At 58.4% G+C, this 26,268-nt stretch carries 25 protein-coding genes and 1 tRNA gene; 12 read left to right on the top strand and 14 right to left on the bottom strand.

The window, feature by feature from the left end; translation table 11 throughout:
- Positions 1 to 2: 2 nt before the first annotated feature.
- Complete coding sequence (gene pgsA / locus AC2FFE_RS10765; protein ID WP_496818916.1) at positions 3 to 671, bottom strand: CDP-diacylglycerol--glycerol-3-phosphate 3-phosphatidyltransferase; 669 nt, start codon at positions 669 to 671, stop codon at positions 3 to 5.
- 170 nt (positions 672 to 841) lie between these two features.
- Between pgsA and AC2FFE_RS10770 the strand changes: the two genes are divergently transcribed.
- Complete coding sequence (locus AC2FFE_RS10770) at positions 842 to 1,726, top strand: DMT family transporter (protein ID WP_496818915.1); 885 nt, start codon at positions 842 to 844, stop codon at positions 1,724 to 1,726.
- Here the strand turns inward: AC2FFE_RS10770 and uvrC are convergent.
- The 6 genes from uvrC to AC2FFE_RS10800 form a co-directional block, all read right to left on the bottom strand.
- Entirely contained in the window at positions 1,723 to 3,597 is a 1,875-nt protein-coding gene (gene uvrC / locus AC2FFE_RS10775; protein WP_496846605.1) for an excinuclease ABC subunit UvrC, read from the bottom strand. The genes AC2FFE_RS10770 and uvrC overlap by 4 nt on opposite strands.
- A 290-nt stretch (positions 3,598 to 3,887) precedes the next feature.
- Positions 3,888 to 4,667 carry an SDR family oxidoreductase gene (locus AC2FFE_RS10780; RefSeq protein ID WP_496818913.1) on the bottom strand — a complete coding sequence of 260 codons (780 nt, stop codon included), beginning with the start codon at positions 4,665 to 4,667 and terminating at the stop codon, positions 3,888 to 3,890.
- Between the two features lie 21 nt (positions 4,668 to 4,688).
- Entirely contained in the window at positions 4,689 to 5,639 is a 951-nt protein-coding gene (locus AC2FFE_RS10785) for a calcium/sodium antiporter (protein ID WP_496846606.1), read from the bottom strand.
- 168 nt (positions 5,640 to 5,807) lie between these two features.
- Positions 5,808 to 6,605, bottom strand: a complete 798-nt coding sequence (locus AC2FFE_RS10790) for a S49 family peptidase (RefSeq protein WP_496846677.1) — start codon at positions 6,603 to 6,605, stop codon at positions 5,808 to 5,810.
- Between the two features lie 103 nt (positions 6,606 to 6,708).
- Complete coding sequence (locus AC2FFE_RS10795) at positions 6,709 to 7,470, bottom strand: ABC transporter permease (RefSeq protein ID WP_496818909.1); 762 nt, start codon at positions 7,468 to 7,470, stop codon at positions 6,709 to 6,711.
- Positions 7,467 to 8,396: an ABC transporter ATP-binding protein gene (locus tag AC2FFE_RS10800; protein WP_496846607.1), complete on the bottom strand. Its 930-nt coding sequence runs from the start codon at positions 8,394 to 8,396 to the stop codon at positions 7,467 to 7,469. The genes AC2FFE_RS10795 and AC2FFE_RS10800 overlap by 4 nt, the downstream gene beginning before the upstream one ends.
- Positions 8,397 to 8,568: 172 nt before the next feature.
- Here AC2FFE_RS10800 and AC2FFE_RS10805 point away from each other — a divergent pair, with 172 nt between their 5' ends.
- A complete protein-coding gene (locus AC2FFE_RS10805) occupies positions 8,569 to 9,678 on the top strand; it encodes a CaiB/BaiF CoA transferase family protein (protein WP_496846608.1) in 1,110 nt (369 codons plus the stop codon).
- A 58-nt stretch (positions 9,679 to 9,736) separates the two neighbouring features.
- Here the strand turns inward: AC2FFE_RS10805 and hemE are convergent, their stop codons facing one another.
- On the bottom strand, positions 9,737 to 10,771 hold the full coding sequence (gene hemE, locus AC2FFE_RS10810; RefSeq protein ID WP_496846609.1) for a uroporphyrinogen decarboxylase: 1,035 nt from the start codon (positions 10,769 to 10,771) through the stop codon (positions 9,737 to 9,739).
- A gap of 108 nt (positions 10,772 to 10,879) precedes the next feature.
- Between hemE and hemC the strand changes: the two genes are divergently transcribed.
- Positions 10,880 to 11,842: a hydroxymethylbilane synthase gene (gene hemC, locus AC2FFE_RS10815; protein ID WP_496846610.1), complete on the top strand. Its 963-nt coding sequence runs from the start codon at positions 10,880 to 10,882 to the stop codon at positions 11,840 to 11,842.
- Between the two features lie 226 nt (positions 11,843 to 12,068).
- Here hemC and AC2FFE_RS10820 read toward each other — a convergent pair whose 3' ends face one another.
- Genes AC2FFE_RS10820 through AC2FFE_RS10845 form a run of 6 tightly spaced genes read right to left on the bottom strand, consistent with a single transcriptional unit; the run spans position 12,069 to position 17,518 of the window.
- The gene (locus tag AC2FFE_RS10820; protein WP_496846611.1) at positions 12,069 to 13,340 is read right to left on the bottom strand and encodes an aspartate aminotransferase family protein; all 1,272 of its coding nucleotides are present in this window, start codon (positions 13,338 to 13,340) and stop codon (positions 12,069 to 12,071) included.
- 33 nt (positions 13,341 to 13,373) lie between these two features.
- On the bottom strand, positions 13,374 to 14,480 hold the full coding sequence (locus AC2FFE_RS10825) for a mandelate racemase/muconate lactonizing enzyme family protein (RefSeq protein WP_496846612.1): 1,107 nt from the start codon (positions 14,478 to 14,480) through the stop codon (positions 13,374 to 13,376).
- Positions 14,477 to 14,761 carry a cupin domain-containing protein gene (locus AC2FFE_RS10830; protein ID WP_496846613.1) on the bottom strand — a complete coding sequence of 95 codons (285 nt, stop codon included), beginning with the start codon at positions 14,759 to 14,761 and terminating at the stop codon, positions 14,477 to 14,479. Before AC2FFE_RS10830 ends, AC2FFE_RS10825 begins: the two co-directional genes overlap by 4 nt.
- Positions 14,758 to 15,864 (bottom strand): mandelate racemase/muconate lactonizing enzyme family protein, encoded by a 1,107-nt coding sequence (locus AC2FFE_RS10835; protein ID WP_496846614.1) that lies wholly within the window; start codon positions 15,862 to 15,864, stop codon positions 14,758 to 14,760. Before AC2FFE_RS10835 ends, AC2FFE_RS10830 begins: the two co-directional genes overlap by 4 nt.
- Positions 15,861 to 16,439 (bottom strand): dimethylsulfonioproprionate lyase family protein, encoded by a 579-nt coding sequence (locus AC2FFE_RS10840; protein WP_496846615.1) that lies wholly within the window; start codon positions 16,437 to 16,439, stop codon positions 15,861 to 15,863. Before AC2FFE_RS10840 ends, AC2FFE_RS10835 begins: the two co-directional genes overlap by 4 nt.
- Positions 16,436 to 17,518, bottom strand: coding sequence for an alcohol dehydrogenase family protein (locus AC2FFE_RS10845; protein ID WP_496818898.1), 1,083 nt, complete (start codon positions 17,516 to 17,518; stop codon positions 16,436 to 16,438). The genes AC2FFE_RS10840 and AC2FFE_RS10845 overlap by 4 nt, the downstream gene beginning before the upstream one ends.
- Before the next feature lie 96 nt (positions 17,519 to 17,614).
- Between AC2FFE_RS10845 and AC2FFE_RS10850 the strand changes: the two genes are divergently transcribed.
- The 9 genes from AC2FFE_RS10850 (at position 17,615) to AC2FFE_RS10890 (ending at position 25,899) form a co-directional block, all read left to right on the top strand.
- Complete coding sequence (locus AC2FFE_RS10850) at positions 17,615 to 18,502, top strand: MurR/RpiR family transcriptional regulator (RefSeq protein WP_496846616.1); 888 nt, start codon at positions 17,615 to 17,617, stop codon at positions 18,500 to 18,502.
- 133 nt (positions 18,503 to 18,635) lie between these two features.
- Positions 18,636 to 19,337, top strand: a complete 702-nt coding sequence (locus AC2FFE_RS10855; protein ID WP_496846617.1) for a hypothetical protein — start codon at positions 18,636 to 18,638, stop codon at positions 19,335 to 19,337.
- Positions 19,334 to 20,644, top strand: coding sequence for a hypothetical protein (locus AC2FFE_RS10860; protein WP_496846618.1), 1,311 nt, complete (start codon positions 19,334 to 19,336; stop codon positions 20,642 to 20,644). The genes AC2FFE_RS10855 and AC2FFE_RS10860 overlap by 4 nt, the downstream gene beginning before the upstream one ends.
- Positions 20,634 to 21,590, top strand: coding sequence for an AAA family ATPase (locus AC2FFE_RS10865; protein WP_496846619.1), 957 nt, complete (start codon positions 20,634 to 20,636; stop codon positions 21,588 to 21,590). The genes AC2FFE_RS10860 and AC2FFE_RS10865 overlap by 11 nt, the downstream gene beginning before the upstream one ends.
- Before the next feature lie 122 nt (positions 21,591 to 21,712).
- The gene (locus tag AC2FFE_RS10870) at positions 21,713 to 22,870 is read left to right on the top strand and encodes a DUF58 domain-containing protein (RefSeq protein WP_496846620.1); all 1,158 of its coding nucleotides are present in this window, start codon (positions 21,713 to 21,715) and stop codon (positions 22,868 to 22,870) included.
- Entirely contained in the window at positions 22,870 to 23,865 is a 996-nt protein-coding gene (locus tag AC2FFE_RS10875; protein WP_496846621.1) for a stage II sporulation protein M, read from the top strand. Before AC2FFE_RS10870 ends, AC2FFE_RS10875 begins: the two co-directional genes overlap by 1 nt.
- Positions 23,862 to 24,755: an RDD family protein gene (locus AC2FFE_RS10880; RefSeq protein WP_496846622.1), complete on the top strand. Its 894-nt coding sequence runs from the start codon at positions 23,862 to 23,864 to the stop codon at positions 24,753 to 24,755. Before AC2FFE_RS10875 ends, AC2FFE_RS10880 begins: the two co-directional genes overlap by 4 nt.
- Before the next feature lie 121 nt (positions 24,756 to 24,876).
- Positions 24,877 to 25,668, top strand: a complete 792-nt coding sequence (locus AC2FFE_RS10885; RefSeq protein ID WP_496846623.1) for a hypothetical protein — start codon at positions 24,877 to 24,879, stop codon at positions 25,666 to 25,668.
- Positions 25,669 to 25,809: 141 nt separating this feature from the next.
- Positions 25,810 to 25,899, top strand: a tRNA-Ser gene (locus AC2FFE_RS10890).
- Positions 25,900 to 26,268 lie beyond the last annotated feature (369 nt).

The raw sequence follows: 26,268 nt of genomic DNA on the forward strand, positions 1-26,268 counted from the left end.
GCTTAGCTCTCCTTCAGATGAGGCATGGCTTTACGTAGGTAGTCATAACCGGTGATCAATGTGAGGGCCGCCGCGATCCATAGCAGCCACAGGCCGATCTGACCTGACCAGTACATACCCTCAAGCGTCCAACCTATGTTGTTCACATCTTCGATCTGGCGGGAGAGAACCTGATCAATGGTGGTCGGGTCCATGCCAAACGTGGCCATCACAAAATAGTGCTCGAAGATGCCCTGCGAAAACAGGATTGCGATCGCCACCATTTGCGCGGTGGTCTTCCACTTGGCGAGCTTGGTGACTTTGAGCGTTCCTGCGACATCGCCCAGATACTCGCGCAAGCCCGAGACGAAGACCTCGCGAAACAGGATCACGGTGGCGGGCAGGACCAACCAGGGGGTCCAATGCTCGGTCGAATAACCGACAAGGATCATCAGCGCGACAACCACCATGGCCTTATCTGCAATCGGGTCCAGCATGGCCCCGATCTTGGTCTCCTGCTTCCACGCGCGGGCCAGATAGCCATCGAACCAGTCGGTGATCGCTGCCGACAGGAACAGGATCAGCGCAAACCAATCCGCATAGGGGCGGGTGAAATACAAAAACATTACGGCCAGACCGGGGGCAGCCAGCAGGCGCAACAGGGTCAGAATATTCGGCAGGTTCCACTTCATGGGCAGACACTACATCGCCGGGTCAGGACAGAAAAGACAAAGGGTTAAAAAACCGCACCAATCCCAGAGGCTTGGTCAAAGTGGCACAGCCGACCGAATGCGCCTTTATTCACCCTTGGCCCCGGACGGGAATGACGTCAGATTGCGAATAAATTCGCCAAAGGCACATCATGACCCCACATATCGAAACGGACGCGCGCGCCAACCTGATCGGCAGCGCCTGGATGATCGGCGCGATGGTGTGTTTCGCGCTTGAAGATGCACTGCTGAAAGCCACCGCCCTGGCCTTGCCCATCTGGCAAACACTCGTCCTGTTCGGGCTGGGTGGGTCTCTGATCTTTGCCAGTGTCGCCAAGGCGCGTGGCACACGGCTATGGCAGCCAGACGTCTTGTCGCCCGCAATGAAAATCCGTGCAGTGTTCGAGATTCTGGGGCGCCTGTTCTACATTCTGGCCTTCACATTGACTCCGCTATCCTCGGCCACTGTGATCCTGCAAGCCACGCCGCTGGTGGTTGTCGCCTGTGCGGCGCTGCTGTTTGGCGAAACCGTTGGATGGCGACGGTGGAGCGCCATTCTTGTGGGTCTGATCGGCGTCGTGATCATCATCCAACCAACAGGCGACAGCTTTAGCGTCCTGTCTTTGCTTGCCGTGTTCGGGATGCTGGGGTTTGCAGGGCGTGATCTGGCCAGTCGTGCGGCACCGGCCAGTTTGGGCACCGAGGTTCTGGGGTTTTATGGCTTCGTTTGCGTGACCATCGCCGGGCTCGCCTATAGCTTTTGGGAACAAGCAGCCATTGTATCGCTACCCCTCGATACAGGCCTGCATATGGCCGGCGCCGTGGTCCTTGGAACCATTGCCTACGCATCACTGATGAAGGCCATGCGGACCGGAGAGGTTTCGGCCGTGACCCCTTTCCGCTACTCGCGCCTACTGTTCGGGGTTGCGTTGGGCGTGGTCTTCTTCGGCGAGCATCTGGATCAGACCATGTGGATCGGCAGCGCGCTGATCGTGGCATCAGGGCTGTACATCCTATGGCGCGGGCGGCGGGTTTAACCCTTGTCGTGGAAGAAATCATAGACCTTTTGCGCCAGTCCCGCTGAGATCCCCTCGACCGCTTTTAGATCTGCCAGATTGGCGCGGCTGACCGCCTTGGCGCTGCCGAAATGCGCCAACAAGGCGCGTTTGCGCGCGGCCCCCACGCCTGGGATTTCATCCAATGGCGTTGCGCCCACAGCCTTGGCACGTTTCGCGCGATGGGTGCCGATGGCAAAGCGGTGCGCCTCATCCCTTAGTCGTTGAATGAAATACAACACGGGGTCGTTGCGTTTCAGGGCAAAGGGGCGCTGACCAATACAGTAGAATTCCTCTTTGCCGTGATCGCGGTCGACACCCTTGGCGACACCAACCATCGGGATGTCTTCGACCCCGTACTGCGCCATGATCTCATGCACCGCGCTCACCTGCCCGGCCCCACCGTCGATCAGCAACAGGTCCGGCCACATGCCCTTGTCGCGGTCAGGATCTTCCTTTTGCAGGCGCGTAAAGCGACGGGTCAGAACCTCTTTCATCATGCCGAAGTCATCACCGGGTGTCAGGTCATCGCCGCGTATGTTGAACTTGCGATAGGCGTTTTTCATATAGCCTTCAGGGCCAGCCACGATCATACCGCCGACAGCGTTGGTGCCTTGGATATGAGAGTTATCGTAGACCTCGATCCGAGCCGGAGGCGCGTCGAGATCAAATGCCTCGGCCACGCCACGCAGCAGCTTAGCCTGCGTCGCACTTTCGGACATGCGGCGGGCCAGCGACTCGCGTGCGTTGCGCAAGGCACCTGCGACCAGTTCCTGTTTCTCACCGCGCTGCGGGACAAGGATTTCAACCTTGCGCCCGGCCTTTTCAGTCAGCGCCTCCTGCATCAGGTCAGCGTTTTCGATCCCATCCGACAGGATCAACTGGCGCGGCGGTTCCTTGTTGTCGTAGAACTGGCCCAGGAAGGCCTCCATCACCTCAGCCGGGGACACATCGGCCCCAACCCGAGGATAAAAATCCTTGTTCCCCCAGTTCTGGTTGGCGCGGATGAAGAACACCTGAACACAGGCCTGCCCGCTGTCCATATAGAGGCCAATCACGTCCGCCTCGGTCACACCGCGCGGGTTGATACCCTGGCTGGTCTGCACCTGTGTCAGCGCACGGATACGATCACGCAATCCGGCGGCGCGCTCGAACTCCATCGCCTCAGACGCGGCCATCATCTGGTCGGCCAGATCTTCCTGCACCTTGGTGGACCGCCCCGACAGAAACCGTTCTGCATCTTTAACGCTTTCGGCGTAGTCGCCTTCGGAAATCAGCCCCACACAGGGCGCTGAACAGCGTTTGATCTGATAGAGTAGACAGGGTCGCGTGCGGCTGTCGAACATGGAATCCGAGCAATTGCGCAGCAGGAACGCTTTTTGCAGTTGGTTCAAAGTTCGGTTCACGGCACCGGCGCTGGCGAAAGGACCGAAATAGGCCCCTTTTTCCTTCTTCGCCCCGCGATGCTTTTTGATCTGCGGAAAGGCATGATCCTTGGCGACCAGAATATTCGGGAAACTCTTATCGTCCCGCAGCAGCACGTTGTACTTGGGTTTGAGCTGCTTGATCAGGTTCTGCTCCAGCAGCAGCGCCTCGGTCTCGGTCCGCGTGGTCAGAAACATCATCGATGCGGTCGCGGCGATCATTTTCTCAATCCGGCCCGAATGTCCCGGGCGGGTATAGTTCGATACCCGAGCCTTCAGGTTCCGCGCTTTGCCCACGTATAGAACCCGACTATCCGCATCCAGCATCCGATACACGCCCGGCGAACTGTCCAGTGTCTTCGCATAGCGCTGAATACAGGCATAGCCTGTGGGTTGAGTGTCCGGGATTGATTCGCTTGGGCCAGTCATAGCTCTGAGATATGATTCTCTGGCATTGGCTGCAATCTTGCGACGCTCAATTCAAGAGAAAACAAATCCACGGATTCTGTGGATAAGTGTGCAGATAAGTTTCGATCGGTCGGGAATCTTCCTTGTTTCATTACCAGTTCACCGATTTGCACAAAAAATAGGCACCGATCTAACAAATTGTTTTTTATATATATTTTTTTGCACTTCTGGCAAGTATATGAAAAAAAAGACATTTTTGTAACGCGCAGGTAACAGAAAAGCGAGCGGTGCAAAACTTGCAGCAGATTTACCTATTCTACACCCAGAACATCTGGCGTTTGCCACCCCAAATGCTGCCCCCCATCCACGCATAGAAGCTGCCCGGTGACCGCATGAGCATCCAGAAAATAGCCCAAAGCCGCCGTGATATCGGCAGGATTCGCCCCGCGTTCCAGCACTGTGTTCGCGCGTTGGGTCTGAAAGTGCTCCTCAGACTGTCGATGGCCTTGCAGGGTCGGGCCGGGCCCGATTGCATTGACGCGGATCGCGGGTGTCAGCGCCTGTGCCGACGTCCGGGTCAGCGCCCAAAGACCCATTTTGGCAATGGTGTAGGTCATGAACTCGGGCGTCAGTTTGCGCACCCGCATGTCCACCATATTGACGATCAGCCCGGTTGCCACCGGCTCACCCAGTGCATCGGTTTCGGGCTGCAACCCTTGATCCGCCATCGCCTGTGTCAACACAAACGGCGCACGCAGATTGCTGTCGAGATGCCGGTCCCAGCTTTGACGCGTGGCGGTTTTGATGTTGTCGTATTCAAAGATCGAGGCGTTGTTCACCAAGCAGGTGATCGGCCCGCCCAGCGCCTCTGCCGCGCGCGGCAGCAGTGCAGCAACTTGCGCCTCGTCCAACAGATCCGCCTGCAGCGCGGCTGCCTTGCGACCCAGGGTTTCGATCTGTGCAACCGTCTCTGACGCGGGCCGTTGCGAACTTGCATAATGCACCGCCACATCATACCCGCGCCCGGCCAGATACAGCGCCATGGCCCGTCCCAAACGGATTCCGGCTCCGGTCACTAAGGCTCGGGACATGGGCTACCTCTCTTTGTCAGGTCACACCAGTAATGTGGTCAGATAAAGCGCATAAAGAAACGTCAAGACCAAACCCCAGATGCGCGAGATATCCTGTTTGAAAAACACAAACGGGGCCAGCAGCAGCGAGGCGCCCAACATCACCCACAGGTCAAAGCGCAGGAATTCCGGGTCGACGGGGATGTTACCGAACCAAGTGGCAATGCCAACAATGGCCAGCAGGTTGAACATGTTCGACCCGATCACATTGCCCAGCGCCACATCTGCCTGCCGCCGCAATGCCGCCATGACTGTTGTTGCCAACTCGGGCAGAGACGTCCCAATCGCGACCAGCGTGAGGCCGATCACGGTTTCGCTGATTCCATACATGCGCGCGATGATCGTGGCGTTGTCCACCAGCAAATGCGCGCCCATCGGCAGACCAATCAGACCCAGGATCAGATAGATCGAAATCTTCCAATACGGCATATCCGGATCGGCCTCTTCCAGCCCATCCAACTCAACATCAGCCGCACAGGCTTTGCGATGTGCCTTTGCATCCCGAAACGCGTTCCACAGCACCAGCCCAAGTGCGGCCAAAAGGATCGCCCCACTGAACAGGTTGAAGACACCGCAAAAGGCCAGGCCAATGAACAGAACACTGGCCAGCAACATGAAGACATAGCTTTTGCGGCTGTCGCATTCGCTTGTGTGCAGGGTTGCCAGCAATGCGGGCACACCCAGTACCAACAGGATGTTGGCCGTATTGGACCCAACGACATTGCCCAGCGCAAGACCAGGCGCACCTTCGTCAATCGCGCTGATGGCGATCAACAATTCAGGCGCCGAGGTGCCAAAAGCCACGATGGTCAGGCTGACGATCAGGGCAGGTACCCCCAATCGTAGGCTCAGGTTCACTGCGCCACGTACCAGCGCATCGCCTGCCAACAGCAGGATCACCAAACCCAGGCCGGAGAGCAGCCATACCGTCATGTCCGGCCTCCTTTTTCACAGGCACAAGGCCCTTTGCCGATCTGGAATCTGCCACAACGCGGACATTTGGCCGAGCTCAAACGTTTTTGCCCAGGAAACCGCAGCTTGCCGAACATCGCCAAAACACCCATGGCAACCAGAAACAAAGTGACAATTTTGATGATCACGTCACAGACCGAAACGCGCGTAGGCCGCCCGCTCCTCTAGCCCGGCAATGGCGTCTTGCGCCAGCGACGCCCCGAAGCGCGACCAAATCGGTTTACGCACGCCGTAGCGCCGAAACTTAACCTTCTCGCCGAACCGTTCTTGCATCTTGGGTTTGAGATGGGCGATGCCTTCGATCAACCCCAACTCCTGCGCACGTTTTCCAAGCCAGACTTCGCCGGTGAAAAGATCGGCACTTTCGTCCAGCTTGTCCCCACGGCGGGCTTTGACATGCGCAATGAAGTTTTCATGGATGTCGCCCAAAAGGCCCTGCAGACGCTTGACGTCTTCCTTCTTTTCAGGCCGGAACGGGTCGAGCATTGATTTCGACTTGCCGGCCGTATGCACGCGCCGCTCGAACCCCTGCTTTGCCAAAAACTCATGCGCTCCAAATCCGGCCGAAATCACTCCGATCGACCCCAGAACCGAGCTTTCATCGGCCCAGATTTCGTCAGCCGCCGCTGCCAGCCAATAGCCGCCCGAGGCCGCGACGTCCTCGACAAAGGCAATCACCGGGATGTCGAGCTCATCAGACAGTCGCCGAATACGTGACCCGATCAGCGAACTTTGCACCGGCGAGCCGCCTGGAGAGTTGATTTCCAGCGCAACGGCAACCGGCTTTCCCTTGCGAAACGCCTTTTCCAGAACCGGCGCGAGCGAGGTATCATTCAATGCTCCGCGCCCGGCCATTCCAATAGCTCCGGACAGGCGCACAACGGCGACGACGGGTTGCTTTTTGACAAAGGGCAGGCTGAGCTTCATGGGTGCCGATGTAGAGTGCCCCCAACCTGTAAACAAGGGACTCATCCGGCGTTAACCGCGACGTGAACCAAATTCGCACAGTCGATGGGCAAAAATGCAACGCCTAGCTGCGGATACGCCATCCGGTTTTGAAGATCCATCCGATCACGGCCAGGCAGATCAGGGTAAACGCAACGATGGCCAAAAGGCTGAAAACAATCGGCACGTCTGCCAGCCCGTAAAACGACCACCTGAAACCCGAGATCAGATAGACGACCGGATTGAACAAGGTGATCGTCTGCCACAGAGGCGGCAGCATCGAAACAGAATAGAAAGTGCCGCCCAGAAAGATCAGCGGCGTCACCACAAGCTGTGGCACCAGAGACATCTGTTCAAAGTTGCTGGCCCAGATTCCGATAATGAAACCCAGCAGTGAAAAGCTGAGGCAGGACAGGATCAGAAACGCCGCCATAGCAAATGGGTGTTCTATTCGGATATCTACGAAGAACGTCGCCGTGATCAGGATCACCAGACCAACAAACAAGGCCTTGGTCGCTGCAGCCCCCACATAACCGATGACGATCTCGATAAAGTTCACCGGGGCCGAGAGCAGCTCGTAAATTGTACCCAGAAACTTGGGGAAATAGATGCCGAAGGACGCGTTCGAAATCGACAGCGTCACAATCGACAACATGATCAGCCCAGGCACGATGAAGGCACCATAAGACACCCCCTCGACCTCTTGAATGCGGCTGCCGATGGCGGTGCCAAAGACCACGAAATACAGCGAGGTGGACAGTACAGGCGACAGAAAACTTTGCGCCAATGTCCGAAAGAACCGGGTCATTTCAAATCGGTAGATCGCGGCGACAGCAGACCAGTTCATGCGGGCTCTCCCGATACCAGGTTGACGAATATCTCTTCCAGACTGGATTGCCGGGTCTGAACATCCCGCAAAACCAATCCGGCCTGCGCCACATCATTCAACAGAGTGGTGATCCCGGTCCGATCGGCATTGGTATCATAGGTATAAACCAACGCATCGCCATTGCCGTTCAAGGCCAGATTATGCGCAGCCAGACTATCCGGTATCTCTGATATCGGAGCCGCCAGCATCACATCGATCTGCTTTTTACCCATCTGCGCCATCAGGGTGCCCTTGTCCTGCACCAGCAGCAACTCACCCTTGTCAATCACCCCGACCCGATCCGCAATCGCCTCGGCCTCTTCGATGTAGTGCGTCGTCAGAATGATGGTGACACCGGCCTGTTTCAACTCGGCCACAATCTCCCACATGTCCTTGCGCAGTTCGACATCGACCCCGGCGGTGGGCTCATCCAAAAACAGAATACGGGGCTCATGCGCCAGTGCCTTGGCAATCAGCACCCGCCGCTTCATCCCGCCAGAAAGTTCCTTGATTGCGTTCCAGCGCTTGTCCCACAGAGACAGCTTTCGCAAGATCTCTTCAATCCGGCTGTCGTCGCGCCCATACCCGAAAAGACCGCGCGAAAACCGGACAGTGTTGTAGACTTTCTCAAACGGCTCCAGCGCGATCTCCTGAGGCACCAATCCGATCATCCTGCGGGCAGCTCGAAACTCGGCCTGAATGTCGTGGCCGCCAACCGTGACTGACCCCGAACTTGGCGTGGTAATCCCACAGACGGTCGAGATCAGGGTGGTCTTGCCCGCCCCGTTCGGCCCAAGCAGCGCCAGAATCTCACCTTCTTGAATGTCCAGCGACACGCCTTTCAGCGCCTCAAACCCGTCAGCATAGGATTTACGCAACTCCTTGATGGACAAAATCGCAGTCATGGCTGGCCCTCGTTTATTGTCCGAACCATATCGCGCCTTGCCAGCATGCGACAGGTCAGTTCCGCACAGTGTTCTCCGCATTTTTGCGGAAAGATCAATCGCCGCCCCTGTAATCCCCCCTTGCAATCCCGCCAATCCACCGGAAACTTCTCTCAAGACAGGAGAAGGTCACATGCTGAACGGGGTACGTATCATAGAAATCGAAGGGCTTGGCCCGGCACCCTTTGCCGCCATGCTGCTGGCTGATCTGGGCGCAGATGTGATCACCATCCATCGCAAAACAGGCACGCCACCGCCCGGAATGCCAGATCGCGCGGTCTTGGATCGCGGCAAACGATCCATTGCGCTGGATCTGAAAGACGCAGACGATCTGGAAACCGCAAAACAGTTGATCGACACGGCCGACACCCTGATAGAAGGCTTCCGTCCCGGCGTGATGGAAAAGCTGGGCCTCGGGCCAAATGAATGCCTGCAACGCAATCCAAAACTGGTCTATGGGCGCATGACGGGTTGGGGCCAGGGCAGCCCCTTGGCCCAAACTGCGGGCCATGATCTGAACTATATCGCTCTTTCGGGTGCGCTTTGGTACGCGTCACCTCCCGATGCAGTTCCACAATCCCCGGCCACACTGGTGGGTGATATCGGCGGCGGCGCGATGTATCTGGTCGCAGGGCTGCTCGCAGGGATCATCAACGCCCAAAACACAGGACAAGGCACTGTCGTTGACGCGGCGATCTATGACGGCTCGGCCCATATGATGAACCTGCTCATGACCATGCGCCAAACCGGCAACCTGCAACAGGCACGGGGCCAAAGCCTGCTGGACGGCCCCCATTGGAGCCGCACCTACACCTGCTCGGATGGGCGTTACATCACCGTTCAATGTCTCGAACCCAAATTCTATGCCGAGTTCCTGAAAATCTTGGGGCTGTCTGACGACGCCACCTTCGAATCCCAGTACAACCCGACATTCTGGCCCGACCAGACCCGCCACCTGGCCCGGCTTTTCTGCAAACACCCGCAAGATCACTGGACTGCCTTGTTTCAAGGCTCTGACGCCTGTGTCGCTCCGGTTCTCAGCCCGGATGAAGCCCTTACCCATCCCATGAATGAAACCCGTCAAACATGGCAGTTGATCGACGGCACCCTTCAGGCCGCGGCCGCGCCCCGCTTCTCAAACCACCGCTGGACCCCACAGCCCAGCCCGACCCGAGGCGAACACAGCGCCGAGATCAAAGCCGAACTCGACCGCTTACACCGATCCAATCCTTCATCTGGCTAAAAGTATCCCGGGGGATGAATTGGCCGCAGGCCAAGAAGGGGGCTGGCCCCCTTTCCCCTTACCGCCCACGCACCGTATCGATCATCAACTGCACATTCTCAGGGTCTGCATCCGGTGTGATTCCGTGCCCCAGATTGAAGATATGGGGGCCTTTCGAAAACGCCTCGACAATGCTCCGGGTTTCATCGACCAGCGCCTGCCCACCCGTGACCATGTGCGAGGACGCAAGATTGCCCTGAACACAGCCATCCACCTGCACATGTTTCGCCGCCCAATCGGGTGCAACCGAGTTGTCCAAAGCAACGCAATCCACGCCGGTTTCCCTTGCAAAGCCGACATAGCCATCGCCAGCTTCTCGCGGAAAACCAATGACCGGGATATCGGGATGGCGTGCCTTGATGGCTTGGGTAATCACCCTGCACGGCTCGACCGCGTATTTCCGGAATGCTTCACCCTTCAAAGATCCGGCCCAGCTGTCGAAAATCTTGACCACTTCAGCACCCGCCTCAATCTGGGCCGAAAGGTATTCGATGGTTGCAAGCGTGATCCGGTCCAGCAAAGCTTCAAACAGCGCAGTGTTCCCCTCGCGCAGCGCATGCGCAGGCCCCTGATCCGGGGTGCCACGCCCGGCAATCATATAGGTCGCCACCGTCCAGGGGGCGCCCGCAAAGCCGATCAATGTGGTCTCGGATGGCAACTCGCGCGACAGAATCCGCACGGTTTCATAGACCGGAGACAACGTCTCATGAATGTCCTCAACCGGCTTCAGAACATCGAAATCCGATTGCTGCGTGATCGTCGACAGGCGCGGGCCTTCACCGGTCACGAACCACAAATCCGCCCCCAGCGCCTGTGGCACCAACAGGATATCTGCAAACAGGATCGCCGCATCGAACCCGTATCGGCGGATCGGCTGCAACGTGACTTCTGCGGCCAGTTCCGGATTATAGCAGAGCGACAGGAAGTCCCCAGCCTGCGCTCGCGTCGCGCGATATTCGGGCAAATACCGGCCAGCCTGACGCATCATCCAGATCGGCGGTACATCCTGCACTTCACCCGCCAGCGCCCGCAACAGCTTTTTCGTCTCGGCCATCTTTGCCCCCAATATTTGCAATTTGGTTCACGGGGTCATCCTTTGGCGGCAATTTGTCAAGCGCAGCCCCCATTGTCAGGGCAATGTGACGCGACTAAAGCTGTGCCCATGACATTGACCCTGCCCACCCCCGCATCGCCGCTGAAGATCGGCACCCGAGGCTCGCCCCTGGCTTTGGCGCAAGCCTATGAAACCCGAAAGCGCCTGTCTGGCGCGTTCGATCTATCTGAGGACGCGTTTGACATCGTGGTGATCAAAACCACCGGCGACAACCGCGCCATGATCGATGCGGACCGGCCGCTGAAAGAGATCGGCAACAAGGGCCTGTTCACCAAAGAGATCGAAGAGGCCATGCTGCGCGGTGACATCGACATCGCGGTACATTCGACCAAAGACATGCCGGTTGCACAGCCCGTAGGTCTGGTGCTGGATACGTTCCTACCGCGCGAAGATGTGCGGGATGCTTTCATCTCTCCGCAGTTTCAGGCCATCCACGACCTGCCCCAGGGCGCTGTGGTTGGCACGTCCTCTCTGCGACGCAAGGCGCAACTGCTCAATCGTCGCCCCGATCTGAATGTTGTCGAGTTCCGGGGCAACCTTCAAACCCGTCTGAAGAAACTGGCAGATGGCGTGGCAGAATGCACATTCCTGGCCATGGCGGGCATTCGGCGTCTCGACATGAGCGATATGCCGGCCAACCCGATTTCACCTGACGAGATGCTGCCTGCCATCGCGCAAGGTGCCATCGGAATCGAACGCCGTGTTGATGACAATCGCGCCGCCGAGATGCTTGAAGCCATTCACCATGCGCAGACCAGCACACGACTGGCGGCCGAACGTTCGTTGCTGGCGGCGCTGGACGGCTCGTGCGAGACCCCGATCGCCGGTCTGGCAGAGATCGATGCAGGCCAGCTGCGACTGCGCGGCGAGGTTCTGCGCCCCGACGGGTCCGAAGCGATTGCCGAAGACACCACCGGAGCCATCGAAGACGGGGCTGAAATGGGCCGTGCTGTGGCTGATATCCTGCTTAAAAATGCGGGCCCCGGATTCTTTGAATGGAAAAAAATCTAAAAATTTTAACCAATGTGAACTTTTTCACAGCGCAGAGCCCGAATTAAGCTGATAGTGTGTTCATACCGGTTGGAAATCGGGACAGTCTCGAAAGTATCGAAAAGTTTCAAGTTGTTAGTGTTGTAATCAGTGTTCGAGGGGGCGAGATTGACCCCGACATTCAAAAGGTTCAGGGTCGCTGTTGGGGGTCAACAGCGGCCCGCCTTTTTTGGATCAAGGCGCATCTTCAGCTTATAGCGCTGACAGCTTGCTGAATCGCGTGGTGTGTCTGCTCCAGATCAGCCTCGGTGATCGCCAAAGACGGGTAGAGCTTACCTGGCGATTTGAATATGCCATGTGCGCGCAACACGTCGTTGAACAGGACATTGCGCTTAGGATCGTCATGCTTGGCGCTGCGATAGTCCCGGCAGTCATTTTTGGTAAAGTAGATATCAAACAGGGTCACGTCGCCGCAAATCCGGTGCGCGATCCCGGCCTCATTCAATGTATCGGTGAGCATGTTTTGCAGGCGCGCACCAATGTCGCGCAGGCGATCATAGGTGCCATCGCGGCGCAGAATCTCCATCGTTTTCAGCCCGGCGACTGAGGCAACGGGATTGCCTGACAAGGTGCCAAGCTGCATCAGCCATCCGCCCTCACCCACTTGCGATTTGTCGAAATGCTTCATGATATCGGCATTTGCGCCCAGCGTGGCCAGCGGGAAGCCACCACCGGTGATCTTGCCCATCGTACAGATGTCGGGTGTCACGCCATACCGCTCCTGCGCCCCACCATAGGCGAGACGGAAACCCGTGACGATTTCGTCGAAGATCAACAGGACATTATATTTGTCACACAGATTACGCAGGCCCTGCAGATAGCCGGGCATGGGCGGGATGATACGCTGTAAGGGTTCGACCATGATCGCGGCGATGTCGTCATGTTCGATCAGCAAAGTCTCAACCGCATCCAGATCATTGAACGGTGCGATCAGCATCTGGTCCGCAACACCTTGCGGGATACCCGCGCTGTCAGGGACGGCCTGTGGGAAATTGACCTGACGGCTGGGGGCCAGGCTCATCTGCGCTTCAGCGCTCATCCCGTGATAGCCGCCTTCGAATTTCAGAATTTTATCGCGCCCGGTATAGGCCCGCGCCAAGCGGATCGCGTACATATCCGCCTCACCACCCGACGCGACAAAGCGGACCTGTTCGCAACAGGGCACCGCTTCAATGATGGCTTCAGCCAGTTCGATGCCCTTGGCGTTGTTGGCGAAAAAGGTCATGCCTTTGGGCAGTTGCTCCAGCACGGCCTCCATCACTTCGGGATGACCGTGGCCCAGCAACATCGGCCCCGACCCGATTAGATAGTCGATATATTCGTTGCCATCTTCATCCCAGACGCGGCTGCCTTCGCCGTGCGAAATGATGATGCCCGGATCGAAATTCCCGAACCCGCCTGCTGGCAAAACAGCCTTCGCGCGGTCGATCCATTCGGCTTGAGTGTTGATCTTCAACATGTCACGCGATCTCCATCATAATAAAATAAGCGACTATTCATAAATCGCGACCGGATCGCCCAGCGCGTCTTCGTCGGGGTGCACGCCAAGGCCCGGAGCTTCGGGCAAATGCAAGTGGCCGTTGATATTGCGGGGGCCGCGACCGCCAGCAATATCGAGGGTAATCATATCCTGACAGGCCCAGACGGCGTGACAGTTGTGATCCGGGATGGTCGCGGCCAGATGCAACGCCTCGGTATCGGCCAAAACCGTTCCGCCAGTCGCCATCACGAACATGTCGATCCCGTGGGTCAGCGCGATATCCCGCATCCGGGCGGCCTTGGTCAGACCGCCGACGCGGTTCAGTTTGATCCCGAAGACCTCGGCGATCCCTTCACGCGCGATGCGGGCCGCGTCCTGCAGGGTCACAAGGCTTTCATCCACCGAAACGGGTGAGGCGTGCTGGCCCGAGATTGCGGCGATATCGTCCAGCGTTTCACCGGGTTGTTCGAACATCACGTTCAGGTCTTCGCAGGCGCTCATCACACGCAGGGCCTGTTGCCGCGTCCAGCCCCGGTTGACGTCGTAAAGGACTATCTCGCTCGGTCGCCGGATGCTTTCAACATCGCGGACACGGGCGATGTCACGTTCCACATCGCCACCGATCTTCACCGAATGGGCCACATAGCCCCGGCTGCGATAGCGTTCGATCACCTCGCGAGTTTCCTCGACCGTCTTCGCCCCAACGGACGAGGCAATGGGGCGCGGTGTTCGGGACCCACCGCCCATCAGATCGGCAATCGGCAAACCCGCCGCCTGTCCGGCAATATCCCAGCAGGCCATATCAATCGGGCTTTTGGCGTAAAGATGGCCGGGCAAGGCCAGATCCATCGCCCGTTCCACATCCAGAACTTTGCGCGGATCAAGGCCTAGGATGAAAGGCGCCATCGTTTCAATCCCGGCGCGAATGCCCGGCCCGTGCGCAGGCACATAGGTATGGCCCCACGGGGTACCCTCACCCCAGCCAGTCAGGCCAGCATCGGTTTCGATCTTCACCAGCGTCGCATCCAGCATTTCGAACTTCAGCCGCCCACCGGACAGCCAGTAGGGATGCTCCAAAGGCAGATCAACGTGATAGACCGAGAGTCGGGTGATCTTCATTTCAATTCCACTTCCACAAAGGACATCGGGGCATCCCCGGCATTGATGACATTATGCTCGACCCCTTCATCCCGGCGATAAGCGGTTCCGGCGGGCACGGTCACCTCGTTGACCGTTCCGTCCGGCAGGTCCAAACGCATGTGGCAATCGGTAATCGCCGTGATGAGGTAATCCATCGCGTGGCGATGCCATCCGGTTTCTGCACCCGGCGCAAAGTCAAACCGCGTCACGCGCACGCGTTCATCGTCGATCATCTGAGTGGCAACGGCTTGTGGTTTCATAATGCGTACTCCGCTACAGGCGCGCCCAGGCTTTCGAAATCCGGTTTGACACCAAGGCCGGGTGTGTCGGGCGCGTATAGCTTGCCGTCACGGGCAATCGGGCCGCCGACGCCGGTGGATCGGGTGTTATAGTTCATAAGGTCAGTTGTGTTCTGCAGATACTCCGGCGGGGTTGAGGCGGCGAAATGGGCCACGACCGCGGATGTGATCTCGCCGCCCCATGTATCCTCGCTGACCACCGGGATGCGATTGTCGACCAGATAGTCCCGGACCCGCCGCGCCTTGCTGATCCCGCCGAGATTCGAGATTTTCAGACAGCAGATCTCGGCCCCGCGATCCGCGACAATCCGTTGGGCCATGTGGATACCGGTGACGCATTCATCCAGCTTCATCGGCTGTTCGGCAACGCGGCGCACCTGCTGGCATTCCTCATAGGTGCGGCAGGGCTGTTCCAGAATGAAATCCAGATCGCGCGTGGCGCGGGCCACCCGGACCGCATTGTCCACGCGCCAGCCCTGATTGGCATCGGCCATCGCCTTCTCACCCTGTTTCAGCAAGGGAACAATGGTGCGGATACGGTCAATGTCCGTGGCCCAGTCACCGCCCACCTTGACCTGAAACTGCCGGTATCCCTGATCGCGGTAACGATCCATCTCGGCCACGGTCTCATCCACCGCCTTCTGCGGCGCAACCCGGTACATTGGCGCACCATCAGTCAGTTTGCCGCCCAGCAGCATCCAGACCGGCTGATCGCAGGCTTGCCCCAGAATGTCCCAGCAGGCCGCGTCGAAGGGGGCCTTTGCATAGCCGTGCCCCTGCCCCAGATGATCCATCAACTGCTCGATCCGCGCTACCTGACGCGGGTCTTCGCCCAGCAGATGCGGAGCAACCAGCCGCGCCAGCGCAACCACGCCTTCGGAATGGGCGACCATGTAGTTTTCACCGCAAGGCGTGAACTCGCCGCAGCCTTGTAGCCCGGCATCGGTGTCGATGACCACGACCGAGGCGGTGGCGATTTCGATGGCGTTGCCAGCCCCCCATACGTAAGACCCGCCAACATACGGAAGCCCGGTTTGATAGATGCGGATGCGCGAGATCTTCATGCCGCATCCATTCTGGGCAGATCACCCATACCCGCACCGCGCCACAGCACAAAGGTCAGGATCGGTTGATCGGTTGTGACCATGGCATGGCTTTCCCAACTGGAATGCATGCGGGTTTGATCGGGTCCGACGAAAACCGCATCCGCGTCGGTCTTGAACACAGCGCCGCCCGCCAAGGTTAGATAAAGCTCCTCAGCCTGATGGCTGTGCCGGTCATAGTTCAGCCCCGGCCCCCAATAGGCGATGTAGCCGCGCAATTGGGTCGAATGGAAATGGCCCGTGGGCCCGAACAGCTCGTAATACCCATAGCGTCGCAGGAAATCCGCGCCGACCTCCTCTTCGGTATAGGTCTGTTTCCAATGCGCCAGATGTGTGGTGCCCCGCACAGCCGCAACCAAGTTTTGGGTCAGTTCGCTGCCTTTGATTTCAAAATCCCGCACTTGGTCTGCGGCTGCAATGTGACTGGGTTGGGCTTGTATAAGGGACAGGTCCGAGGGCCACGTGCTAAACGCAGACAGCGCGGGGTGTGCCTGATGTACCTGCCGAGCGGCTTCGAGCACATCATCCAGTGTCATGGGATCACCACGATATTGCCGGTGTGTTGTTTGGCGATGAACGCGGCCTGTGCCTCTCGCAATTCCTCCAGCGGATAGGTCGCGGCGAGGGCGGGTTTGATCTCACCTGCTTCGATGTATTTCACGAGGTGCTGCATGACCTGAGGGTCAATCACGGTCGAGCCGGTGAAGGTCAGATCGCGCAGATAGAATGTACGCAGGTCGAACTCGACCATCGGCCCGGCGATAGCGCCCGAGCAGGTGTACCGCCCACCGCGTTCCATTATGTCAATCAGGTGCGGCCAATAGGGGCCACCCACCACATCGGCGACAACGGTGATTTTCTCTGACCCAAGAGCGGCGCGCAGATTTTCGGGCGCGCGGCGCAGTATTCTGTCGGGGCCCAGCTTGGCCACGTCTTCATGCTTCGCCTCAGATGCCATGGCGATGACACGGGCACCCCGGCGTTTGGCCAGCTGCACCAAAGCACCGCCAACACCACCCGACGCGCCCGGTACCAGAACCGTATCCGCGCGGGTCACATTGGCGCGGGTCAGCATCCCTTCGGCAGTTGAGTAGGAACAGGAGAATGTGGCCAGTTCAGCGTCCGAAAGGTCCGAGGTGACTGGCACGGCATTCACCGCCAATGTCGTCGCGTATTCAGCAAAGCCGCCATCCCGTTCGGACCCGTAGTAGCCCGTCTTATCCATGTTCTGCGGATCGTCCGGGTCACGCAGCCAGCCATCGGTGATCACCCGTTGTCCGACGCACGATGGGTCCACACCCTCGCCAACCGCAACGATACGACCACAAATGTCAGCGCCTTGAATGCGGGGAAAAGTGATGGGCGCACCGCCCCAAGTGGGATCATCTTCGCCAACCTCGGCAAACGCACCACCGGTTGTCGCGTCGGTCACGGTTTTCGAATACCAGCCCGACCGTGTGTTCACATCCGTATTATTCAGCCCGCATGCGGCCACACGGATCAACACCTCACCCGGCGCAGGATCGGGGCGCGGCCAGTTGTCGTGCAAAACCATCTGCTCGAGACCGCCATGTCCCATGGTCACCATGGCCTTCATTGTATCAGGCAGGGTCATCCTTTAGTCTCCGTAGTTGGGCCACGGGTTGATGCACGTTTCATGGCCTGCGATTCTGCTCGACAGGCTAATTTCACAACTGTACCATCGTCAATCATGAATGACACAAATGTATCATCAATCGTTCTGGATCGCCTGTCCGAGGAATGGGACGCACTAACGCCCGAAGCCCAAAAGGCCGCACGGTATGTGCTGGAAAACCCCACGGATGTGGGCGTATCCACCGTGCGCGAGATTGCCGAGGCGGCCAATGTCAAACCCAACACCTTTGTTCGCATGGCGCGCCAGGTCGGGTTCGAAGGCTACGAAGATTTCCGCGCGCCCTTCCGTGAAGCGATCCGCAAAGGTTCGGCTTCATTTCCCGACCGCGCCCGCTGGTTACAGGAAATCGGCAAATCAGGTGAGATGGGGGGCCTCTACGCCGATATGATCGGCGCAGCCATCCGCAATATTGAAGAGACATTTGCCGGCATTGATGTCGACCGTCTGCGCTCGGCAGCCGAAGATATCTGGAACTGTCGCCAAATTTTCACGCTGGGCGTTGGAGTGAACAACTCAAACGCGCGCAACTTCACCTATCTGGCCTCGACCGGGATGAAGCAGTTTCACGCCATCCCCCGGTCAGGTTCGACCCCGGTGGATGATCTGGCCTGGGCGGATGAACAGGATGTGCTGATCGCCATCACCTGCCACCCTTACCGGACCGAAGTGATTGATGCGATCAAGCTGGCCCGGCGGCAGGGGATGACGGTTGTCGGCATCTCGGACAGCGCCGCCAGCCCGGTGATCCTGAACGCACAACACGGGTTTGTCGTGGCCGCAGATACGCCCCAGTTCTTCCCATCCTCGGTGTCGACCATCGCACTTCTGGAAACGCTGTTGTCCTTCGTGATCTCAGTTTCCAGCGATGAAATCGTGGAGCGTGTTGAACGGTTTCACCAGCGCAGGCATCAGTTGGGCCTATATGCGGCGGAACCCGAATAGGCCTGCAAAGCACCACTCGCTTCGCCAGAGTTGACATCGTCGATGTGCCCATAGCAATAGATTGTGGGCGATGATCCTGACAAACGCGTCTAGGTTGTTGCCTGCCATTCGCCAGTGATCTATCGATACCGCGATGAGATTTGTTTTGGCCTGTTTTTCTGCGTGTTTTCTGTGCGCTTTACCCCCTGCCCACGCGCAGGAGGCGACGCTATCCCGACCGGACCTTAGCGCCTCGGGGCAGGACTATCTGAAAGCAGTCAGATACCGCGGGATCGACACAGATGTGCTGTATTTCGATCCCACCAAACCCGCGCCGCCACTGGACACGGATTTCACGCCTCAGGCTGAGAACCAACCGGTTCAACTGTCTGCAGATAGTCGCTGGATCGTGGGTCTGGTCTCTGCGATTGCCCTGATTTTCCTGGCGCTTTTCATCTATAACAGTGCGAGTAAAACATCTGTTTCTTTCCGCAGATCCTCGGACAATGCCAAGCGCAAGGGTCGGCATGGCGACCCCGAGGCGGCGATAAACGGCGAGGAAATGCCTGATCTGGACGCGCTGCTCAGGCTTAAGGATCGTGATCTGGCCATCACCGGGTTGGCCCAACTGGCGCTAAGTCGTTGTCTGGCCGCCAATGAGGTGCTGTTCAAACGAAGCTGGACCCACCGCGAGGCCCTACGCAGCATGCCGCAGAACCTGTGGTACATCCCTGATCTGCGCGCGCTGGTTCTGGAAAGCGAACGCGTGAACTTTGGTCATCGCTCGATCAGCGAGGGCGATTTTGACACCCTGCTGAAACGTATCCGGCCCATCCTGCGCGAAGTGCAGGCATGAGCGATACAACAGGGTTCCCACCGACAGATCGTATCCGTTTGGACTGGATCATCGTCGGCGTCGTGATTGCGATCTGCGTCGGTATATTCCTCTATGTCATGGCGGGCCGCCAATACGCATTGCGCGAGTCGGCCAGCGGGTTTGACGGGCTGGATCGCTGGCTGAACAGCCAATCGCACACCACCCAGAGTTTCACGGGCGGCTGGCCGTTGGATCGCAGCACCGTGGGCCTTCTGGTTCAGCCCCTTTACGACACACGCCTCGATACAGATCGGACCGCCGCGAAGACCAAAGAAGAGTTGTTGTTTCAGCCCGATGAGTTCGATCAGGACATCGACGTCATTCGTGACAAGGCGCAATCGGTTCCCAGCCTGATCATTCTGCCGAAATGGCGCAGCGGCATGCGCCTGACCGGGTTCGGACATCCCTTTCTGATCGCGCAAAGGACCGATCTTGAAACGATCCTGCACGGGCTTGTCGGACCCGAGATCGGAGGCCTGCACTTCGCACGCAGACCGTTTTTGGACTATGAACTGGTCGCAGACCCACAGTTGAACGCCCGTATCTATGCGGCCCAAACCTTTGCCGGAAACGGGTGCGATCCCATCGTCGGACAACCGGGTGCGATGCTGCTGGGGCTGTGCCCGCTGCCGGGGTCTGAGGGCGAGCAACAAGTCTACATCCTGTCAGACGCGGATCTGTTGAACAATCACGGCCTGACCCTGGGTGACAATGCCTGGATTGCGGCGCGGGTCTTGCCTCAGATTGCAGGGGGTCAGCGGATCATCATCGATTACAGCGACCAGAACTGGCTGACCGCACCGGAAAACGTAGTCGCCCGTGAACGCACATGGGATGATTTGAAACGCCTGTTCGAACCTCCGTTTCGGGTTTTGTGGATCGGGGCGGGTCTTTTACTGGCGCTTTCGATCTGGCGTGGCGGTTTGCGCAGCGGGCCCGTGGTGGGCCTTGTCCCGACGCTGGGCACTGGCAAACGTACAGCCAATCGGGCACGCGCACGGCTTATGCGCCTGACGGATCAGGATGGCGCGATGCTATCGGACTATGTCGACACACGGTTGCGCGCCCGCGCCGCCGCGCTGTTTGGCAATACGCAAATGACAGTCGGCACACCTGAGGAGGCGTATCTGAAATACGTCCACGCCAGAAAGCCTGATCTGGCCGTCCAGCTGGACGGGTTGATCCAAACCATACGCGCCCTGCCCCCGCATTTGGGCGCAGATGACGCGATTTCCTACATTGACCAATTCGAACTGATACTGGAGCACCTTGCCAATGACGCTTGAAGAATTGTTCGCCCGAGCCGAGGCGTTGCGCGCCGAGATCGGCAAAGTTGTGCAAGGCCAAGAAGAGGCTGTTGACCTGCTGCTGACCGCCTTGTTCGCGCGCGGGCACGTGCTGCTCGAAGGCCCTCCGGGTACCGCGAAAACCCTGCTGGCCCGCAGCTTTGCCGGGGCGTTGAACCTGCAATTCGGACGTATCCAATTTACCCCCGACCTGATGCCGGGCGACGTGTTGGGCACCTCGATATACAACTTCCAGACCAGCGAATTCGTTCTGACAAAAGGCCCTGTCTTCAGCCAAATCCTGCTGGCGGACGAAATCAACCGCGCCCCGCCCAAAACCCAGGCCGCCCTGTTGCAGGCGATGAACGAGCGGATGGTGACGATTGACGGCACCGACCACACTCTGGGGTCGGAATTCATCGTGGTCGCGACCCAGAACCCGATTGAGCAGCAAGGCACCTACCCCTTGCCCGAAGCGCAGCTTGACCGGTTCCTGTTCAAGGTCAACCTGACCTTCCCGCCGGAAGATGTGGAACTGTCGATCCTGCGTCAGCATGCGAATGAGCCGCTAGATTTCCTGAGCGCCACGCAAACCGTGCAACCCCTGCTGGATGCACCGACCATGATGGCGGCGCGTCAGTTGATCGACGGGATCGTGCTGGATGATGACATTCTAGCCTATATCCTGCGGCTGGTCCGCGCCACTCGCGAAAGCGCGGACATCGCCTTTGGCGCCTCGACGCGTGCGGCGGATGCAATTGCCGGGGCAACCCGTGCGACGGCCGCTCTGAACGGGCGCGACTTTGCGATCCCCGATGATGTCAAAACCCTGATCATCCACGCATTGCAACACCGCATCGTGCTGTCCCCGTCGGCCGAGATCGAAGGGCGCGGCCCGCGGCAGGTTCTGGAAAACATCCTCAACCAGATCGAGGCCCCCCGCTGATCCGGCCATCCCGCATATTACTGATCGCGGCCTGCGCGGCGCTGTGCCTGTCGCTGCTGGCGATTGTCCTGGGAGATGCAACCCGGCCCATCGCCGGTTTGCCCTGGGTTGTGCTATGCGGTTTGGCGATTGTCGATCTGCTGCTGTCCTGGCCACGTCGGCGGTCGGTGACGGTTGAACCGATGCCGGATGTCTTTGTGGGCGAGGCAGGTCAGATCGACTTGACCGTCTCCCCCACCGCGCCGGGGATGTTCGGCGAGATGGACTGGCCTGCAGGGCTGGATGGCCCGTCGGGTTTTGACCTGTCGAAAGGCTCGGTTCAAATCCCGTTTCGCGCGGGGCAAAGGGGCACCTGGGATCTGTCTCACCTGTGGTTGTCATGGCCTTCGCGGCTAAGGCTGTTTGAGTTCGTCCCCAAACTGTCCTTTGGTCTGAAGATCCCTGTGGTCCCAAACATCCGCCGGGTCATGTCGGGTGAGATTTCGACAACGGTGCAGTCGCGCCTGTTTGGCGTGAAGGAAAACCGAGCCATTGGCGAAGGCACCGAGTTTCACCAGTTACGCGATTTTGTGCGCGGAATGGATGCCAGCTCGATCGATTGGAAACGCTCGGCCCGGTATCGCTCGCTCGTGGCCAAAGAGGTGCGGGCCGAACGCAACCATCATGTGATCATCGCGTTGGATAACGGCTATCAGATGCGCGAAGAGGTCGCGGGATTGCCAAAGATCGATCACGCCATCACCGCCGCACTCGCCACCGCCTGGGCCGCAGCCATCGGAGGCGATCAGGTTGGGCTTTATGCCTATGATGCCAAACCGCGCATGTTCCTGCCCCCCGAACCGGGGCGCGCCGCGTTCAACCGGCTGCGTAGCCGCACAGCTGAACTCAGCTATGAAAGCGTCGAAACCAATCATACGCTGGCCATGACCGAGTTAAACGGACGCACGCCAAAGCGCAGCCTGATCATCGTGTTCTCGGATTTCGTGGACACCACAACGGCCGAATTGATGGTCGAGAATGTCAGCGTTCTGGCAAAGCGGCATCTGATTGTCTTTGTCACGCTGCGCGACCCGATTTTGGAAGCACAGGTCAATGAGGCCCCATCAGATATGGATGGGGTGGCAGAAACGGTTTCAACCGGGCAACTGCTGCGCGAACGCCGCCTTGTGCTGGAACGGTTGCACCAACTGGGCGTCACTGTGATTGATGCGGAGCCAGGTGAGGTCTCGGCCCGCCTAATCTCGACCTATCTGGAAATCAAAGCGCGAGAGATGATCTGATGTCTGACCGTGACCTGATCCGCTCGGCCCGGTTTCGGCAGGAACGCGAAGGCGACTGGCGCAGATTGTCCGATCTGGTCGACAAGGCCGAGGGTCAGGGCCTGCATCGCATGAGCTTTCAGGAGGCGCGCGATCTGGCCGATCTGTATCGGCAGGCCACCACGTCCCTGTCCATCGCTCGCGAGATTTCGCTGGATCGCGGCTTGCTGGACTATCTCGAAGCGCTGACCAGCCGTGCCTATCTGAGCGTTTATGCCCCGCAGCAGCGGTTGGGCGGCACAATCCGCAGGTTCCTGACCAGCGGCGGGCCACGGGCGATGCGATCCTCATGGCGCGTCACACTGCTGGGGTTTCTTTGCATGGCCGCCGGGGCGCTGGCCGGATATTTCTTCTATTTCGACAACCCCGAATGGTTCTACGTCTTCATGCCATCGGACCTGGCCGGAGGGCGCGGGCCTGACGCAAGCACCGATTACCTTCGGGCGGCAATTTATGGGGAAGAAGACGCCTCGGGCCTTGGTGCTTTTGCGACCTATCTGTTTTCCCACAACACCCGGATCGCCATCTTTGTCTTTGGCCTCGGCGCGTTCTTGTGCGCGCCGACAATCATGCTGTTGTTTTACAACGGACTGATCCTTGGCGTCTTTTACGCCCTGCATATCGACCGCGGGTTGGGCTGGGACATGTTCGGATGGCTCTCGATCCACGGCGTGACCGAACTGTCGGCGATCTGCATCGCAGGCGCAGGGGGGTTGAAACTGGGTCTGGCTGTCCTGTTCCCAGGCTCTCAAACCCGGGCGGGAGCCCTCCGCGCGGCGGGCCATGATGCGGTCAAGCTGGCGCTGATCGCGGCGATGATGCTGGTGATTGCGGCCCTTTTGGAAGGATTCGGCAGGCAACTGGTACAGGACCGCTCCACTCGTATTGCCATCGGCTGGGCCATCGGGGCGCTTTGGCTGGTGTGGTTCTCGCTCGGCGGACGGAGGCGGTCATGAGCATTGCCACAATGAACCGATTGCTGCCACCCGAAGGCGTGCCGCTCTATTTCCGCGTCGCCGGTGTGGGGGTTCGAACCGCTGCGCAGCTGACCGACATTCTGATCACGGGGGCCGTGGCGGTTGCGCTGTTTCTTTTGGCGGTTTCCTTCGATCTGGTCGAACCCCTCACGGCTTCGGCCATCGGGGCGATGCTGTTCTTCGTCATCCGCATCCCCTACTACGCCGCGTCCGAGCTGATCTGGAACGGCCAAACCCTTGGCAAACGGCTGATGAAGATCAAGGTGGTTTCGGCAGACGGTCAGGCCCTGACAACGCAATCCCTGGTCGTGCGCAACCTGATGAAAGAGGCCGAGATCTTCCTGCCCGGCACGATGGTCCTGACGCTGACAACCGATGCTCTGGTTCCATCCCTTATCTCGCTGGCCTGGGTCTTGGGCGTTCTGGCGGTCCCTTTGTTCAACAAACGTCGGCAGCGGCTTGGAGACATCATCGCAGGCACCTACGTGATCCACCTACCGAAACCCGTTTTGCTGCCGGACATGTCAGAAACCAACCGGCCACTGACGGCTGCGCAATCCTCTTATCAATTCCTGTCACATCAATTGGAACATTATGGCGCATTCGAATTGCAAACCCTCGAAGGGGTTCTGCGCAGTGCCAACCGCACAAAAGGCCCCGCCGCATACAAACAGCAGAAAGAAACGCTGGCCGCTGTCTTTGCGCAGGTGCGCCGCAAGATCGACTATGCCGACCCGGTTCCAGATGCAGACCACCAAGCCTTCCTCGAAGCCTTCTACAAGGCACAGCGCGCTTTCCTCGAACAACGACAACTGTTCGGAGACAAACGGAAGGATAAGCACCACACCACCGAGAACGGCGAAGACTAATAAGAAGCTGTTGCCGTTTTGCCTAAGGGCGAGACTTAACACGCAGTTTCCCCTTGCAGATGAATGGAAGTGCGCGGCTTTATCTCAGCCAAGAGCATATCGTTTAGTTTAGGATATACAGATGGCTGACACTGCAACTTCTGACGTCCACGCCCCCTTCGGAGTGGGCGCGGTTCTGAGTGATACATTTTCGATTTTCTTCCGAAAAATTCACATCGTGATCCTGTTGGGTTTTATCCCGGCTCTGATCGATGTCATTGTGAATACATATGCCTGGGATACGGATTTCGAGGCCGTCCCGGGGGTTGAGTTTGACTGGGCGACCTTCAGTTCCACCTTTGTCGTGGCCCTGTTGATCTCATCCGTCGCCATCTCACTAACCTCGGCCATGGTCATCCAACTGGCCTATGACGCCAAATCCGGGCGGCCCGCCCAGATTGGCCAATATTTCAAAAACGCCTTGGTCAACCTGCCAGCCTTGGTGGTTTTGTCCATCGTAAGCGGCATTCTGATCGTGATCGGGTTTGCGCTTGTGTTTGTACCCGGGCTTTGGCTCTACGCCGTATTCTCAGTCATTGTCCCGGCCATCGTCATCGACAAATCCGGTTTCGGAGCGCTCAATCGCAGTTCGCAGCTGACAAAGGGCTATCGCTGGCCGATCGTCGGCACATTGATCGTGCTTGTTCTATGCATTTTCTTGGTCTCATTTGTGGTTGGGTTTGTATTCGCCGTCGGGTTTGGCGACACCTCTGCCATCGGCTTCGAACCCAACCCTACTTGGATCGTAGCCGAGGCTGTCCTGAACGCTCTGGCCTATGGCTGGACAGGTGTCGTCATCGCGATGATCTTCGCCCGTCTGAAAGAAATCAAAGAAGGTGTCAGTGTCTCAGACCTGATCGACGTGTTCCGTTAGGCCGCGCGCAGCCCCGGCGGCGGCACATCCGCCGCCGGGGCTTTGGTCCGTCTTCAGAACCACGCTTGAGGTCAGAAAAAATGACACAAGCACCAAAATCGACCTTGTAACTCCGTGACATGCACGGATATACCCGTCGACGGAGACGTGGCCGAGTGGTCGAAGGCGCTCCCCTGCTAAGGGAGTAGGCGGGAAACCGTCTCGAGGGTTCGAATCCCTTCGTCTCCGCCACCACCCCAATTTTATACATGATTTCTGTGTCTTGCAGTATACATTGGGTTTTGAGCATTTGCCTTGCCCCATCAGAACTTCAACCTGCCGTAACTTCGAGACAATCTCTTCGGGCTTCGGTCTCTTGTTTGCCATTCGTGGTCCTCCGTTTCCTAAACATAACGGTGGAACAGTTCAGTTGGGGAGGCTCAGACTTCAGAACCGGATCGATTCATTGTAAACCCGATCCACCAGATGCCGAGACTAAACAACTAGGTCTTGAAAAAGCTGAAAGAGCGCGTGGAGGTAGGAGAGAAACGGCGAGGCGGTCCTGAGTGAAAGCCAAGCTGCGTACATGATCGGTAAAGCTCAGTCCGGAGGTGATCTCTG

The organism is Ruegeria sp. YTSA168 (assembly GCF_059610045.1).

Excerpts from the sequence above, each read along its gene's own strand:
- pgsA (WP_496818916.1), bottom strand. The coding sequence starts at position 671 with ATGAAGTGGAACCTGCCGAATATTCTGACCCTGTTGCGCCTGCTGGCT.
- AC2FFE_RS10770 (WP_496818915.1), top strand. The coding sequence starts at position 842 with ATGACCCCACATATCGAAACGGACGCGCGCGCCAACCTGATCGGCAGC.
- uvrC (WP_496846605.1), bottom strand. The coding sequence starts at position 3,597 with ATGACTGGCCCAAGCGAATCAATCCCGGACACTCAACCCACAGGCTAT.
- AC2FFE_RS10780 (WP_496818913.1), bottom strand. The coding sequence starts at position 4,667 with ATGTCCCGAGCCTTAGTGACCGGAGCCGGAATCCGTTTGGGACGGGCC.
- AC2FFE_RS10785 (WP_496846606.1), bottom strand. The coding sequence starts at position 5,639 with ATGACGGTATGGCTGCTCTCCGGCCTGGGTTTGGTGATCCTGCTGTTG.
- AC2FFE_RS10790 (WP_496846677.1), bottom strand. The coding sequence starts at position 6,605 with ATGAAGCTCAGCCTGCCCTTTGTCAAAAAGCAACCCGTCGTCGCCGTT.
- AC2FFE_RS10795 (WP_496818909.1), bottom strand. The coding sequence starts at position 7,470 with ATGAACTGGTCTGCTGTCGCCGCGATCTACCGATTTGAAATGACCCGG.
- AC2FFE_RS10800 (WP_496846607.1), bottom strand. The coding sequence starts at position 8,396 with ATGACTGCGATTTTGTCCATCAAGGAGTTGCGTAAATCCTATGCTGAC.
- AC2FFE_RS10805 (WP_496846608.1), top strand. The coding sequence starts at position 8,569 with ATGCTGAACGGGGTACGTATCATAGAAATCGAAGGGCTTGGCCCGGCA.
- hemE (WP_496846609.1), bottom strand. The coding sequence starts at position 10,771 with ATGGCCGAGACGAAAAAGCTGTTGCGGGCGCTGGCGGGTGAAGTGCAG.
- hemC (WP_496846610.1), top strand. The coding sequence starts at position 10,880 with ATGACATTGACCCTGCCCACCCCCGCATCGCCGCTGAAGATCGGCACC.
- AC2FFE_RS10820 (WP_496846611.1), bottom strand. The coding sequence starts at position 13,340 with ATGTTGAAGATCAACACTCAAGCCGAATGGATCGACCGCGCGAAGGCT.
- AC2FFE_RS10825 (WP_496846612.1), bottom strand. The coding sequence starts at position 14,480 with ATGAAGATCACCCGACTCTCGGTCTATCACGTTGATCTGCCTTTGGAG.
- AC2FFE_RS10830 (WP_496846613.1), bottom strand. The coding sequence starts at position 14,761 with ATGAAACCACAAGCCGTTGCCACTCAGATGATCGACGATGAACGCGTG.
- AC2FFE_RS10835 (WP_496846614.1), bottom strand. The coding sequence starts at position 15,864 with ATGAAGATCTCGCGCATCCGCATCTATCAAACCGGGCTTCCGTATGTT.
- AC2FFE_RS10840 (WP_496846615.1), bottom strand. The coding sequence starts at position 16,439 with ATGACACTGGATGATGTGCTCGAAGCCGCTCGGCAGGTACATCAGGCA.
- AC2FFE_RS10845 (WP_496818898.1), bottom strand. The coding sequence starts at position 17,518 with ATGACCCTGCCTGATACAATGAAGGCCATGGTGACCATGGGACATGGC.
- AC2FFE_RS10850 (WP_496846616.1), top strand. The coding sequence starts at position 17,615 with ATGAATGACACAAATGTATCATCAATCGTTCTGGATCGCCTGTCCGAG.
- AC2FFE_RS10855 (WP_496846617.1), top strand. The coding sequence starts at position 18,636 with ATGAGATTTGTTTTGGCCTGTTTTTCTGCGTGTTTTCTGTGCGCTTTA.
- AC2FFE_RS10860 (WP_496846618.1), top strand. The coding sequence starts at position 19,334 with ATGAGCGATACAACAGGGTTCCCACCGACAGATCGTATCCGTTTGGAC.
- AC2FFE_RS10865 (WP_496846619.1), top strand. The coding sequence starts at position 20,634 with ATGACGCTTGAAGAATTGTTCGCCCGAGCCGAGGCGTTGCGCGCCGAG.
- AC2FFE_RS10875 (WP_496846621.1), top strand. The coding sequence starts at position 22,870 with ATGTCTGACCGTGACCTGATCCGCTCGGCCCGGTTTCGGCAGGAACGC.
- AC2FFE_RS10880 (WP_496846622.1), top strand. The coding sequence starts at position 23,862 with ATGAGCATTGCCACAATGAACCGATTGCTGCCACCCGAAGGCGTGCCG.
- AC2FFE_RS10885 (WP_496846623.1), top strand. The coding sequence starts at position 24,877 with ATGGCTGACACTGCAACTTCTGACGTCCACGCCCCCTTCGGAGTGGGC.